The sequence below is a fragment of the Candidatus Manganitrophaceae bacterium genome (assembly GCA_012960925.1).
In the GTDB taxonomy this organism is placed as follows: domain Bacteria; phylum Nitrospirota; class Nitrospiria; order SBBL01; family JAADHI01; genus DUAG01.
The window spans coordinates 1-13,825 of the sequence record DUAG01000034.1 but is presented as its reverse complement, the minus strand read 5'-3'; the positions used below and the strand labels follow the sequence as shown (position 1 = coordinate 13,825).

The following is a 13,825-nucleotide window of genomic DNA, read 5'->3' as shown; positions in this document are numbered from 1 at the left end:
ACCTACCCGGTTGATGCTGTCGCCAAAATCTCTTCCACAAGGGCATCAAAGGCGACACCAACCCCTCGCGCCATCTCCGGCATCAGACTCGTCTCTGTCATTCCCGGCAGCGTATTAACCTCTAAGAGGTAAAGGTTCTCCTCAACATCGATCAGAAAATCGACCCGACTGTACCCGCTGCACCCCAAAGCCCTATGGGCTCGAAGTCCCGACGCCAATACCTTTTCATAGAGATCGGAAGAAAGGGGCGCAGGGTAGAGATGTTCCGACATGCCCGCAACATATTTCGCTGTATAATCATAAAATTCTGTCTTTGGCTTAATCTCGATGGCTCCCAGAGTACGCTCCCCCAGGATACCCACATGAACCTCTTTTCCGGAGATAAACTTCTCGATCAATATCCGCGGACCATGGCGAAATGCCTGCTTCAAGCCCTCTGCCAGGCCTTTCGGCTCCGGAACAATGGTCACGCCCACGCTTGAGCCCTCTGAGACCGGTTTCACGACAACAGGAAAACCAAAGGGAAGCTGATCCGAATTAAAAGAGGATTGCGCTTCCTTATGTAAAACAAGATAGGGGGGCACAGACAAACCCTGCGAAAGGAAGATTTGGCGCGAGGCAATCTTATCCATTCCCATTGCGCTGGCCAGCACACCCGAACCTGTGTAAGGGATCTGCATCACATCGAGTAGACCCTGAATCGTCCCATCCTCCCCGTAGCGTCCATGCAAGGCAATAAAGGCCACTTCAATTCCTTCACGCCGCAGAGTGAGCGCGACATCCGGGTCAACATCAATCGCTTTCTGTCGGTATCCAAGTCGGTCCAGTGAGAACGATATCGCCTCTCCACTCTTGATCGAAATCTCCCGCTCGACCGACATGCCGCCCATCAGAACCCCTATTTTCTTTTCCGCATATGCCTTTAAAACCACACCCCGCCCCGTTCCTTTAAGAGGGTCGTCCCTTACAATGTCCCTCGGTCGACAGAATCAACACCGACAACCTTGACCTCTGGCTCCAGGAGGATTCCCTCCACTTCCAGAACCCGCTCTCGGACCCTATGAATCAAATCCAGAACATCTTCCGCCTTTGCGGAACCACAATTGACGATAAAATTGCCGTGCCTTTCAGAAATTTGTGCGTCTCCGCATCGAGAGCCTTTCAAACCACAGGCCTCGATAATTTTTCCGGCATATCCTTTCTCCGGATTCTTAAAGACAGAACCGACACTAGGAAAAGAAAGCGGCTGCGTCTCCCTTCGACGCTTCAGTAAGTACTTCATTTTTTCATCAATCTGTCTCACCGACGCCGGCCTGAGTTGAAAAGAAGCGGAAACCACAACCCCTTTAGGCAAATGCGCTGATCGATAACCGAAGGGAATATCTGCCCTGGAATAAGGCTGTATCTTTCCCGCTTCATCAACTAATGTGAGTTCCTTAAGGACCGCCTCTGTCTCTTCATTCGGAATGCCTGCATTCATGACCACGGCGCCGCCGACCGTTCCGGGAATGCCGATGGCAAATTCCAGGCCGGACAAACCCTTTTCCTTCGAAGTAGTTGAGAGCTTCGGAAAAGAAACCCCCGCCTCCGCGACAAGAAGTCCGGAGCCTTTTTCTTCTATTTGTTGAAGGTGCTTCAAATGAAGGACGACCCCCTTTATTCCGCCGTCTCTCACAAGCAGGTTGCTCCCGCCTCCCAGAATAAACCAGGGAAGTTGATGACTTGAAATCCGATTCATGAGGAAGGCCACCTCTGACACCGTCTTCGGAAAAACCATGACCTCTGCCGGTCCGCCTACTTTGAAGGAGGTATAGGGAGCGATCGGCTCTTTCCAACGAATCTCTCCCGTATAGTCTTCCAGGGCCTCAGAGAGGACACCATTATTCTTTTTATCCAGATTCATCTTCGTCAAAATCATCCTGATGGTGCTTCCTTATTTACTGTCACCCTCATCCCTAAAAATGTCTCCGCCCCATCAAGTAAGAGGCTCCCCAAGCAAACAAAAACATTCCCTGACAATCTTCTCCGCCGAATCAGGATGCCCCCTCCGCCTCGCCGCCTCACCCATCTTCTTTCGCTTTTCCGAATCTAAAAGGAGCGGCTCAATCCGCTCCGCAAGCCCCTGTCCGGACAACATTCGATCAAGAATCATCTCAGAGGCTCCGGCGGAGGCAAAGGCCTCTGCATTCTTCTCCTGATGTCCTCCCGCAAACGGAAAGGGGACAAGGAGGGAGGGTTTACCAATCGCCGCCAATTCTGATAATGTCCCGGCCCCTGCCCGGCTCAACACCAGATCCGCTTTCGCGTAGGTTTCCGCCATGTCATCAATAAACGGCTCGACTCGGGATGAGAATCCTGTTTTAGTATAATCTGAACGAGTCTCCTCCCAGTCAAGCTTTCCGGTCTGATGGATAATAAAAAGTCTGTCTTTCAACTTTTCCAAGTAAGGGAGTGCATCCACCATGGCCTGATTGATCGAATGAGCTCCCTGGCTCCCGCCCAGAATCAAGAGAACCAAGGGATCTTTTCCGGAGGTTAAGACCTCTGGAGAAGAAGAGGCACGGACAATCTCCGGCCGAACCGGCACCCCGAGAGACCGAACCTCTTTTGCACCCAGTGTCTCACGAAGTTCATCAAATGCCACGAAGGCCATATCGACATAGGGAGCGACCAGTTTATTCGCCAACCCTGGGATGCGGTTGGGTTCCAGGATAACCCGTTTTATTCGGAGAAGAATCGCCGCGAGAAGGATCGGACCGGCAGCATACCCACCGATGCCAATGACCAGTTGGGGAGAAAACTTTCTCAGGATCAGCATCGATTGTATAAGTCCAACGGGAATCAGTCCGATCGACTTTATTCTGGAGACCCACCCTTTTCCGACAAGTCCTTTTGCCCGGATAACCTCAAACATGAATCCCTTCTCAGATAAAACCTTCGGCCCAATTCCCTGTGCTGTCCCGATAAAGAGAATCGACATATTCTCCTGCAATCTTTTGAAGGTCTCCGCCAGTGCAATCCCCGGGTAGAGATGTCCTCCTGTGCCCCCTCCGGCAATGACCACTTTCATCCTGCCCTTCTCCCTTTGTATCGTAATCGTGATATTGAGGGCGACTCGGAAAAGCGAGAAGTATTATAAAGTAATCCAACCGCGATGCTGTTCACCAGGAGTGAAGACCCTCCATAACTGACAAAGGGAAGCGGAAGCCCCTTCGTCGGGAGAAGTCCGGTCACAACCCCCATGTTGATCAAGGCAGGAAGTGTCATCATTAAGGTGGTCCCAATCGCCAGCATTCGGGTAAAGGGATCATCCAGCGACAGCGCGATCCTTGTCCCCTTCCACAGGAGGAACACAAAGAGAAAGAGAATCGAAACCGTACCGAATAAACCGAGTTCTTCTCCAATGACGGCAAAGATAAAATCGGTATGGGGCTCCGGCAAGAAAAAAAACTTTTGTCTCCCCTCGCCTAGTCCGGTCCCAACCAGGCCGCCGCTTCCAAGGGCAACATACGACTGGATCATCTGAAAACCGCTGGAAGAGGGGTCTTGCCACGGGTTCAGGAAAGTCTTGACCCGCTGAAGCCGGTATGGAGCCTTCATGACCCAATAAATAAAAAATGGAATCGTCAAGCCCCCGATCGGCAACAGATGCAGCAGGGAGGCTCCGCCGAGAAAGAGAAGCAAAAAAGAAATGAGGACAATCATGGCCGTTGTTCCAAAATCCGGCTCAACCAGGATCAGTCCGGCCACGACACCTATCACGGCCAGCGCAGGTGCCAGTCCATCAGAAAAATCCCGAATCCGCTTCCCCTTTTTCGCAATATAGTGCGCGAGATAGATTACCGTAAAAAGCTTTGCCGCCTCAGACGATTGGAAAGCCATGCTTCCTATCTGAAGCCATCTCTGGGAGCCGTTGATTTTCACACCCACGAGAAGTACCGCCCCCAAGAGTGTGATAATGCAACAGAGCATCGGAATAATCCATGCACGAAGCCATCTGAGTGGAAGTCTTGATGAAACAAGAAATAAAAGTGTGCCGAGCCCGATCCAGACAAACTGCTTTTTTAAAAAATGGGTAGAATCCTGATAGAGTTTTTCCGCAAGGATGCCGCTCGCGCTGTAAACCATGATGATACCCAGAAGAAGAAGAATCATGATAATAACAACAAGCCCCCCGTCTCCCTGGCGAAAAACCTCTCGCTTTCTCCGATGACTACTTGCCATTTCCTTCCTTCCAGAAAGGAGGGAGGATCGTCCTGGTTTTCTCTTATTCGATCTCATCAAACCAACTCCGCCACGGCCTTCTTGAAGACATCACCTCGGTGGGCATAATCCCCGAACATGTCAAAACTTGTACAACCGGGAGACAGGAGAACAACGTCTCCCGGTCGGGCACAGAAAGCCGCCCGTTCTACCGCCTCTTTCATTGAATCAACACATTCAACGGCGGGATGATGCGAAAAACAACGGGCCATTTTCTCCCGGGCCTCTCCCAGGAGGATCAGCCGCTTGACCTTTTTCCGAACAAGGCCCTGCAACGGCGTAAAATCACCTTCTTTATCCCTGCCACCCGCAATCAGAACAATCGGAGAGATCTGGCTTTCGATCGAACGGGCCATCGCACCCACGTTGGTCCCCTTGGAATCGTCAATATAGATCACGCCGGATATTTCACCCGCCATTTCCATTCGGTGAGGAAGCCCCTTAAAATGGGACAGCGTCTGGCGGATTCCCTCAACAGAACACCCACAGAGGAGTGTCATCGCAGAAGCCGCCATCACATTATCAACATACTGTGGCCCTTTGACCTGCAGGTTTCCAAGACGGATAATCGTCTCCGCCTCCCCCCAAAGGTTTGAGATGATTTCTTCTCCCTGAAGATAGACTCCTCGTCGGGGGCGGTAGTTCCGGCTGAAATGGATCGTTGATCCCCTGAGAGAAGGAGGAGACAGCAAGGGATCATCCAGATTAATCACGGCATGATCCCCACTGGATTGATTCTCAAAGATCCGCCATTTTGCCTCCTGATAGGAACGCATGTCGGGGTAACGGTCCAAATGATCAGGCGTAATATTCAGCAATGCCGCAATGCGGGGGTGAAACGATTTGACGGTCTCCAGTTGGAAGGAACTGACCTCGACCACAATGAAGTCCCAATCAGAACCTACGGCCTCTGAGAGGGGAGTACCAAAATTCCCTCCGAGAAAGACCTTCCATCCCCATTCCTTCAGAATCTCACCGATAAGGGCCGTTGTGGTACTCTTTCCGTTTGTCCCGGTAATCGCTATCATCGGAGCGGTAAGCCATCCGGCAGCAAGTTCAAGTTCTCCGATAACAGGAATTTTCAGTGCTTGAAGTCTCCCCATTGGAAGCCTGGACACAGGAAAACCCGGACTCAGGACGATCAACTCAGCCCGGAAGAGATCCTCCACTCGCCAATTTCCCAAGTGAAATCGAACGGATGAAAGTGAAGTTGAACCTTGATCAAACATAGGGGGGATCTCTTGCCGGATATCATCGACCACCAGGACATCCGCCCCTTTTGCAGCAAGTAATAACGCCGCGGCAAGGCCACTTTTTCCCATTCCGACAACCGTGACCCGTTTCTTCACCATACTCGTGTTCAATCTCTCACCTCAGTTTAAGCGTACTCAGACTCAATAGTGCCAGAATGATCGACAAGATCCAGAAACGCACCACAATTTTGGGTTCCTGCCACCCCTTTAATTCAAAATGATGGTGTATCGGTGCCATCAGGAAAACCCGTTTCCCGCGCGATTTAAATGAAATGACCTGAAAAATCACCGAAAGCGCCTCGATTACAAAAATACCGCCCACCAACACCAGAAGCAGTTCATGCTTCGATATGACCGCGACGGTTCCAAGTGCGCCTCCCAGGGGGAGAGATCCAACATCCCCCATGAAGATATCCGCCGGGTAGGCGTTGAACCATAGAAAACCAAGTCCCGCCCCGATAATCGCCCCGCAAAAGACCGCCAACTCTCCGGCCCCTTCGATATAGGGAATGAGCAGGTATGCGGAAAAATCGGTCCGGCCGGTCGCATATGAAACAATCAGATAGGCCATGGCCGTCATCATGACCGGTCCGACCGCCAATCCGTCCAGACCGTCCGTCAGGTTGACCGCATTCGACGCGCCGACAATGACCAGAATGGCAAAGGGAATATAGAATAGACCCAGATCGGGAGTCAGATCCTTAAACAAGGGAACCGACAGAATCGTCGAATAGGCCTCCGACTGATAAAGACCAAGGGCAATAAGAAGCGCCACGAGGATCTGAAAACCAAATTTATAACGGGGGAGGAGGCCCTTTTTGTTCTTCACGACACACTTGAGATAATCATCCCAGAACCCAATCAGACCAAATCCGACAGTCGCAAAGATGACCAGCCAAATGTAGCTGTTTGTCATATCTGCCCAGAGGACGGTGGAGGTCAACACAGCCACCAGGATCATGACCCCACCCATCGTGGGCGTCCCGGCCTTATGCTTGTGCGATTCAGGACCGTCGCCCCCGATCTGCTCACCGATTTGGTGTTTCTTTAAAAGACGGGTCACCCACGGCCCGATCAGAAAAGAGATCACCAGCGCGGTCACGATGGCATAGATCGTCCTAAAGGTAATATAGCGAAAGACGTTGAAGAAGGAATAAGATGTATGGAGCGGGTAAAGGAAGTTGTACAACATCAGTGAGATCCCTCCGAATCTAAAACGTCCAGCAGCCGTTCCATCTTCATTCTTCGCGAACCCTTGATCAAGATACAATCTCCCGCATGAAACTCTTTCCGCATAACCATTCGTACAGACTCCAGATCCTGATGAATTGAAATGCACTCGGCAGGGAGTCCTCCTTGACGCGCCCCTTCGCCCATCTTCTCCGCCCATTCCCCCACGGCAATCAGACTATCCAGACCGGTTTCAGCGACCCACTGTCCGACATCAAAATGGGCCGACTCCGTCAAATCGCCCAGTTCAAACATATCCCCCAGAATGACCATTTTCCGACCTTGCTTCTCGCCCATTCTTGTACTCGGGTGATAAGAAGAGATCATCTCCAGACCCGCCTTCATCGAGGCCGGATTGGCATTGTAGGCGTCGAACAGGATATGAATCCCCTGTCGTATGATGACCTCTCCCCGATTCGCCGGGGGACGGAAGGTCTCGAGCCCTTTACGGATATCATCCAGCGCCACGCCGAGGACAGCGGAAACCGCCGCCGCCGCAAGGGCATTCACCACCTGGTGCCTCCCTACGGCGGAAAGGCATACTCTCTGTTGGCTCTGTCCCTCTCGATTCAGATGAAGATTAAAGGTCATCCCGCCGACTCCCTCTTCCAGGTCCGTTGCCCTGACATCGGCAGAGGGTTCAAAACCAAAAGTCCAGCACGACGACACCTTGGACTCCCAGGGCCGAAGCCAGGGATCATCCTGGTTGATGACCGCCGTCCCTCCGGACCGGTCAATCGCCTGAAAAAGGTGCCCTTTCTCCCGAGCAACACCTTCCAGGTTTCCAAGACCCGCCAAATGGGCCGGTCCGATATTGGTGATTAAACCCACTGTCGGCGCCGCGATCGCACAAAGACCTTCCATCTCACCCTTTCTGCTGATCCCCATCTCCAGGACTGCGGCACGATCTCCCTTCTTCAGGCGCAGAAGAGAAAGAGGAAGGCCGATATGATTGTTCAGGTTCCCTTCATTCTTGAGAACCGGCCCGCGGCGACACAAAATATCGGCAATCATTTCCTTTGTGCAGGTCTTACCGTTGCTCCCGGCCACGCCAACCAAAGGCAGACTAAAACGTCTGCGATGCCAGCGTGCTGTCGCCTGAAGCGCCTGAAGCGGATCTTCCACGACGACAAATAAATGCTTCTTCAGCCGGGAATGCCACTCGACTGCTCTTTGTCGAAAAGCAGAAAGAGAAACAATGGCCCCGGCGCCTCCTCGTTCCAGGGCATCGGAAACGAAAGCATGCCCATCAAAATGCGGCCCCTGCAGGGCGACAAAAACTTCATTCCTCTGAATCGTCCTGCTGTTGATCGAGAATCCACGCAGGCTTCGGGCGGAAAGATCATAAGCCTCCTCGGTTTGAATTCTTCCCCCACTTCCCTGGGCTACCTCCTTCATCGTCCACATCTTACAACATCACCCCCGGACCCGTTTCGCCAAGAGACCACGCACCACCTCCCGGTCGTCAAAGGAAAGTCGCTCATGCCCAATCAGTTGGTAATCCTCATGCCCCTTCCCTGCGATCACCACCACATCATCTTTCTCGGCCAGTCCGATTGCATGCGCAATGGCCTCTTTCCGGTCAGGAATAATCTCATAGTCCCTGGCAGAACCGGCTTGTAAAACCTGAACGCCCGCTTCAACTTCCTGGATAATACCGAACGGGGACTCAGTTCTCGGATTATCAGAGGTGATGATGGTCTTGTCACTCAAGCGGGTAGAAATTTCTCCCATCTGCCCTCGCTTCCCCCTGTCTCTATCCCCTCCACATCCGAAAACGGTTATAATTCGGCCCGAAAAAAGTGCAATCACTGCCTGCAGAAGCCGTTCCAGGGCATCCGGCGTATGCGCATAATCGACAAGGACCACAAAATCCTGACCCAGATCAATCTTCTCAAAACGACCCGGAACCCCCTTCATCCCGGCAACACCGCCAGCAATGGCCTCTTTGGATAATCCGACGGAGACACCCACGGCCACAGCCGCAAGCAAATTATAAATATTATATTTTCCCACCAGTGGGGATGTAAGCTCTATCTCTCCGACAGGAGTCTGCACCACCATTTGAATACCATCCATTCCGGAGACAACCTTTTCCGGGTAAAAATCCGCTTTCTCCTGAATGGCAAAGCCCCAGCAACGAGAGGAAAGGCGCTCTTTCAAAGTGCGCCCCCAGGGATCGTCGATATTCATAATTCGCGTTCCCTCGGTCAGATCAAATAATTTCTGCTTTGAAGCAAAGTAGGCCTCCATTGTCCCATGGTAGTCGAGGTGGTCCTGACTCAAGTTTGTGAACACCGCCGTATCAAATCGACAACCCGCGACGCGCCCTTGATCCAGAGCATGAGACGAAACTTCCATCGCCACATGGGTCACATCCGACGAGCGCATTTCTGAGAAAAGCTCCTGCAACTCTAATGATCCCGGGGTGGTCTGCCGGGCTTCAACAGACCGTCCTCCCAGATGATAAGCAATGGTTCCTAGGAGCCCGGTCTTCAGCCCTGCATGTTCCAGGAGCGATTGAACGAGAAAGGCCGTCGTTGTTTTTCCATTTGTTCCCGTGATACCAATCAGACGAAGGCGGTCCGTTGGATTCTCAAAAAAAGTCGACGCCAGATGCGACAGCGCGTGTCGGGTATCCTCAACACGAATATAAGTAACGGAAGGATCTTTGTGCTCACATTCTCCCGGAATAGGCTCTTCCAGAACCACGGCAACCGCACCCCGTTCCACCGCCTCCGGAATGAACCGGTGTCCATCCTGCCGCGTACCCCTTAAAGCGACGAAAAGGGAACCGGGCGACGCCTTCTTCGAATCAGAGACAATCTCCCCAACCTCCAGGTCAATCTTCCCCGACAACTCCAGGGCAGGGAATGATGCCAACCAGTGACTCACCTTCACCAAAGCGGACCCCGCACATGAAACGTATCCCCCGGCGCGTCATCATCCAAGCCCGCCTGATAAACGACGGGAAGGAGCTGATCCTCAACCCTACCCTCTGGATCTCTGACATCATGGGGTTCATCCCCCGCCTCACCACGAGGATAAACTTTCAGATAGTGAAGAACTTCCGCTCCAATGGCCGAAAATACCGGCCCCGCGACCGTCCCCCCCCAGACCTCATCTTCCGGTTCATCGACGACAACCAGGATGGTAACGACCGGATCCTCTGCCGGGATAAACCCGACAAAAGAGCTCACGTATTTATCACGGGAATAGCGCCCCGCCTTCCGGTCAAACTTCTGAGCCGTTCCAGTCTTCCCTGCAACGCTGTATCCGGGAATTGCGGCCAGTTTCGCCGTTCCCGAACTGGAAACAACCCCCTTGAGGATCTGAACCATCTCTTTTGCCGTCCCCTCAGAAATAACTCTTCTCTTAATCAGTACTGGAGTGGTTTGAATCTCTTCACCCTGGTCAATCGATTTGACCAAATGCGGGGTCATCAACCAGCCGCCATTCGCAATAACCGTTGCTGCAGTCACCATCTGTAAAGGGGTCACTCCAATCTCCTGACCGATCGATAGCGAGGCCAGAGAACGGCCGGACCAACGTTTCTTCTCCCGTAGTAAACCGGGAGACTCCCCGACGAGGTCCACTCCCAGGCGCTCCCCAAAACCAAAGGCCCTGATATAGTTTGCCAGCCGTGTTTCGCCCAGAATCTCTGCCACTTTCACCGTACATATATTGGATGATCTTGCAATCACCTCACGAAACGGAACCATTCCAATGGCCTCATGGTCATGAATCACAGTTCCCTTCACCGCATATCTTCCGCTTTCACAGTCGATCATTTCATCCGCTTCGATCAATTTCTCTTCGATAACGGCGGAAGCCGTGACAATCTTGAACGTCGAACCCGGCTCATAAATGTCCGCGATTGCCCTGTTCCTCCACTCAGAAGGGCGGTAGCTTCCAACCACATTTGGATTAAATCGAGGACTCACCACCATCGACAATATCGCTCCGGTCCAGGGATCCATCACTATGACGGTCCCTCCTTTTGCACCGGTTTTCTCTACCATCCGCTCAAGTTCTCGCGCGCTGATATGCTGGATCACCTCATCGACGGTGAGATGGAGATCCTTTCCTCTGGACGGAACAATGTAATCAAGCCCCTTTGGAAAAACCGACTTCCCAAAGGCATCCCTCTCGATTACCAACCAACCGGTTTCCCCCCGAAGGGCCGAATCATACTTTAATTCAATCCCTTCCAAGCCATGATTATCCAGACCTGAAAAACCCAGTACGTGGCCAAAGAGAGAGCGTTTCGGATAGACCCGTTGACTTTCCGACACAAATCCAATCCCCTTTATATTGAGCCGCCGGATTTTCTCAGCCTTCGCCGGGTCTATCTTTCGAAATAACCAGGTAAAACGTTTGTTGTTATCGAGCTTTTTATAAAGCGCCTTTGGACTCATGCCGAGGAGGGGTGCCAGTTTGCGGGAGACGGTAGAGGGATGGGAAATGGCTCTGGGAACGGCATAGACAGAAGGAAGTTCCACATTCATCGCGAGGGCCCGGCCGTTCCGGTCATAAATTGACCCGCGTTCCGCCTCAATCTGCACATTCTTTTCGTGTGCACGCTCCGCCCGCTCAAGCCAGGACTCGTGCTGAACCCCCTGAACAATAATCAAGCGCAGGAAGACGATGAAAAACCCAACCGTAAAAAGCGCAGTGACAAGGAAAAAATGCTTACGATTAGACTGGTGGGTTGGTCTTTTCAACATGATCGGGTCACTCTAAATAGTGTTGGCCCCCTGGCATCTTGCTTCTAAAACAGGGCGAGGGTTACCGAATGGACCTCATCACTTCAATACGGGCTGTGTTGACCCGTTCTCGATCGACATAGACACGCTGTTGAGGCCGGGGTACTTTCATGCCGAGCTGTTCCATGGCAATCTGTTCAATCCGATCCATCGCACTCAGGGTCTCCGCCTCGGCAAACAACTCCTTCCGGATGCGGACCAACTCCTTTTTCTGCACCTGGAGGCGTCCAATCTCATATCCTATGCGAACCATCTGATTCCTCTGCCAAAGAGAGAGAAAGGCCAGAATCAAAATCCCCCCTCCCAGGGCAATGAGCAGAAAGTGGGACGCCTTCTCAGCCCCTTCCTCACTAAATAAATCTTTCATGCTGCCCGTTCCAGACACCGCAATTTTGCACTTCTGGCCCGCGGGTTTTGAGAGATCTCTTCCGGTCCGGCAACCAGCGGTTTCTTATAAAGATTGATAAAGCGCTTTTCTCTGTCGGCCAGCCCTGGAGAGACCGCCTTTTTAAATGTCTGCTTCACACAGCGATCTTCCAGAGAGTGGAAGGAGATCACGGTTAATCGTCCTCCGACGGCCATCAGTGACATGGCCTGAGCCAAGCCCAATTCTATCTGCTCCAGCTCTTGATTCACAACGATTCGTAAGGCTTGAAAAGTCCGGGTGGCCGGATGAATTCTCCCGTGCCGATATTTGGCAGGGACCGCTTTCCAGATAATACCTTCAAGCTCTTCGGTCCGGACGATCTTCCCTTTCTCATCACGATACCGAACAATTCCGGATGAAATCCGCCTGGACCAGCGATCCTCGCCATATCGCCAAATAACATCCGCCAACTCTTCCTGAGAAAGGCGATTGACCCAATCCGCAGCGGTCTCTTTCTGCCCCCGGTCCATCCGCATGTCAAGCGGTCCCGGCTTTTGGAATGAGAATCCACGTTCCGCCCGATCGAGTTGTAAAGATGAGACCCCAAAGTCGAACAGGATCCCGTCCACTTCAGAGAGATGAAGATCCTTAATAATTTGGCCCATCTCGCAAAAAGATCCCTGGCGCATAACGAGTCGGTCAGAAAAACCGCTTAATCGTTTTTCGGCAATTTTCAGGATCTCATCATCCCGATCCAAACCGATCACCCTCCCATAAGGCGCCGTCTGATTCAGAATCGCTTCCGTATGGCCGCCCGCACCAACCGTACAATCAAGATAGATCTTTTCGGGGACAGGCTGGCACGCCAAGGCCTCCAAGACGGCCTTGACAAGAACCGGCCGGTGAACCGATTCACCTTTCTCCGAACTTTCGCCCAGACCTGCGATTGCCATCTTCGATTCCCTCAGTTGCGGTCCCTAAAAAATTATAGTTCAGGGAATGATCTCCCCTATCACATACCCAGTTTGGCCAAAGCGCCCTGGATCTGGGGAGCATTTTCTGAAACCAGAACCTCATTCTCTTCCCATTTCCCCGGATTCCAGACCTCGAACTTACTTCCGCCTCCGACGACGACCGCATTTCCATTCAATCCGGCATATTCGCGAAGGTTTAAGGGGATAAGGACACGACCCTGCCTATCAAGGAAGCACTCAGAAGCACTTGAGAACAAAAACCGAAAGAAACGCTTTACCCCTTTATCCATCGTCGGGAGTTTTCTCGCTTTTTCCATGAATGACTGCCACTCGTTCATCGGATAGGCCGCAAGACAGAGATCAAGATCGGTCGTCATAATAATCGTCCCATTGGACTCAGTATTCAAAATTTCCCTGAACTTGACCGGGATACTTAAACGCCCTTTTGAGTCCAGCGAATGATGAAACGTCCCTAAAAACACCCCATTCCCTCCATTTCCTCCCACTTTCTCCCACTTTCCCCGAAGTATACCCCAAGTTCCCGGGAAGTCAAGTAAAAACAGGAGGAAGTCACACGATCAGGAGATTAACTTTTTCATTGCCTGGATGTAAGAAAGAAAAAGGTATTTGAAGAACCTCGTCCCGAAGGGGAGAGGATTGCACACGCTGTGGGTTCAGCACATCAGAAAACACATTTGCGAGGGAAGATCCTGACTTTTGATTCTAGAAGTCTGTCGGAGAAACAAGGAATCTACTACGATTTGGGGATAAGAATTGAACGGCTATTCACCAATCACCTTCACAAGCACCCTTTTTCTCCGCCGGCCATCGAACTCTCCATAGAAAATCTGCTCCCAAGGGCCAAAATCGAGTTCCCCATCGGTAATCGCAACAAGGTAATCCCCCCATTAATAATGGTTCACAGAAGTAGAGCCTGTGTTGCCAGCGTCAATTTTTGATAGGGTGTAATTC

The 13,825-nt window shown here is 51.9% G+C and carries 12 protein-coding genes and 1 pseudogene; all 13 read right to left on the bottom strand.

Annotation, left to right across the window (positions count from 1 at the left end; all coding sequences use genetic code 11):
* Positions 1 to 2 precede the first annotated feature (2 nt).
* The gene (locus tag EYQ01_04470; protein HIE65058.1) at positions 3 to 890 is read right to left on the bottom strand and encodes a D-alanine--D-alanine ligase; all 888 of its coding nucleotides are present in this window, start codon (positions 888 to 890) and stop codon (positions 3 to 5) included.
* Between the two features lie 74 nt (positions 891 to 964).
* Entirely contained in the window at positions 965 to 1,918 is a 954-nt protein-coding gene (murB, locus tag EYQ01_04465) for a UDP-N-acetylmuramate dehydrogenase (GenBank protein ID HIE65057.1), read from the bottom strand.
* A gap of 57 nt (positions 1,919 to 1,975) precedes the next feature.
* Complete coding sequence (murG, locus tag EYQ01_04460; protein HIE65056.1) at positions 1,976 to 3,070, bottom strand: undecaprenyldiphospho-muramoylpentapeptide beta-N-acetylglucosaminyltransferase; 1,095 nt, start codon at positions 3,068 to 3,070, stop codon at positions 1,976 to 1,978.
* Entirely contained in the window at positions 3,067 to 4,281 is a 1,215-nt protein-coding gene (gene ftsW, locus EYQ01_04455; protein ID HIE65055.1) for a putative lipid II flippase FtsW, read from the bottom strand. The genes murG and ftsW overlap by 4 nt, the downstream gene beginning before the upstream one ends.
* Complete coding sequence (gene murD, locus EYQ01_04450) at positions 4,281 to 5,615, bottom strand: UDP-N-acetylmuramoyl-L-alanine--D-glutamate ligase (GenBank protein HIE65054.1); 1,335 nt, start codon at positions 5,613 to 5,615, stop codon at positions 4,281 to 4,283. Before murD ends, ftsW begins: the two co-directional genes overlap by 1 nt.
* A 16-nt stretch (positions 5,616 to 5,631) precedes the next feature.
* Positions 5,632 to 6,708 (bottom strand): phospho-N-acetylmuramoyl-pentapeptide-transferase, encoded by a 1,077-nt coding sequence (locus tag EYQ01_04445; GenBank protein HIE65053.1) that lies wholly within the window; start codon positions 6,706 to 6,708, stop codon positions 5,632 to 5,634.
* Positions 6,708 to 8,153, bottom strand: coding sequence for a UDP-N-acetylmuramoyl-tripeptide--D-alanyl-D-alanine ligase (gene murF / locus EYQ01_04440; protein ID HIE65052.1), 1,446 nt, complete (start codon positions 8,151 to 8,153; stop codon positions 6,708 to 6,710). Before murF ends, EYQ01_04445 begins: the two co-directional genes overlap by 1 nt.
* A 9-nt stretch (positions 8,154 to 8,162) precedes the next feature.
* On the bottom strand, positions 8,163 to 9,650 hold the full coding sequence (locus EYQ01_04435; GenBank protein ID HIE65051.1) for a UDP-N-acetylmuramoyl-L-alanyl-D-glutamate--2,6-diaminopimelate ligase: 1,488 nt from the start codon (positions 9,648 to 9,650) through the stop codon (positions 8,163 to 8,165).
* Positions 9,644 to 11,473, bottom strand: coding sequence for a penicillin-binding protein 2 (locus EYQ01_04430; GenBank protein ID HIE65050.1), 1,830 nt, complete (start codon positions 11,471 to 11,473; stop codon positions 9,644 to 9,646). The genes EYQ01_04435 and EYQ01_04430 overlap by 7 nt, the downstream gene beginning before the upstream one ends.
* 61 nt (positions 11,474 to 11,534) lie before the next feature.
* The gene (gene ftsL, locus EYQ01_04425) at positions 11,535 to 11,879 is read right to left on the bottom strand and encodes a cell division protein FtsL (protein HIE65049.1); all 345 of its coding nucleotides are present in this window, start codon (positions 11,877 to 11,879) and stop codon (positions 11,535 to 11,537) included.
* Positions 11,876 to 12,832, bottom strand: coding sequence for a 16S rRNA (cytosine(1402)-N(4))-methyltransferase RsmH (gene rsmH / locus EYQ01_04420; GenBank protein HIE65048.1), 957 nt, complete (start codon positions 12,830 to 12,832; stop codon positions 11,876 to 11,878). The genes ftsL and rsmH overlap by 4 nt, the downstream gene beginning before the upstream one ends.
* Positions 12,833 to 12,891: 59 nt before the next feature.
* Entirely contained in the window at positions 12,892 to 13,416 is a 525-nt protein-coding gene (mraZ, locus tag EYQ01_04415) for a division/cell wall cluster transcriptional repressor MraZ (protein HIE65047.1), read from the bottom strand.
* A 219-nt stretch (positions 13,417 to 13,635) separates the two neighbouring features.
* Positions 13,636 to 13,755 (bottom strand): annotated as a pseudogene (locus EYQ01_04410) (YjbQ family protein).
* Positions 13,756 to 13,825 lie beyond the last annotated feature (70 nt).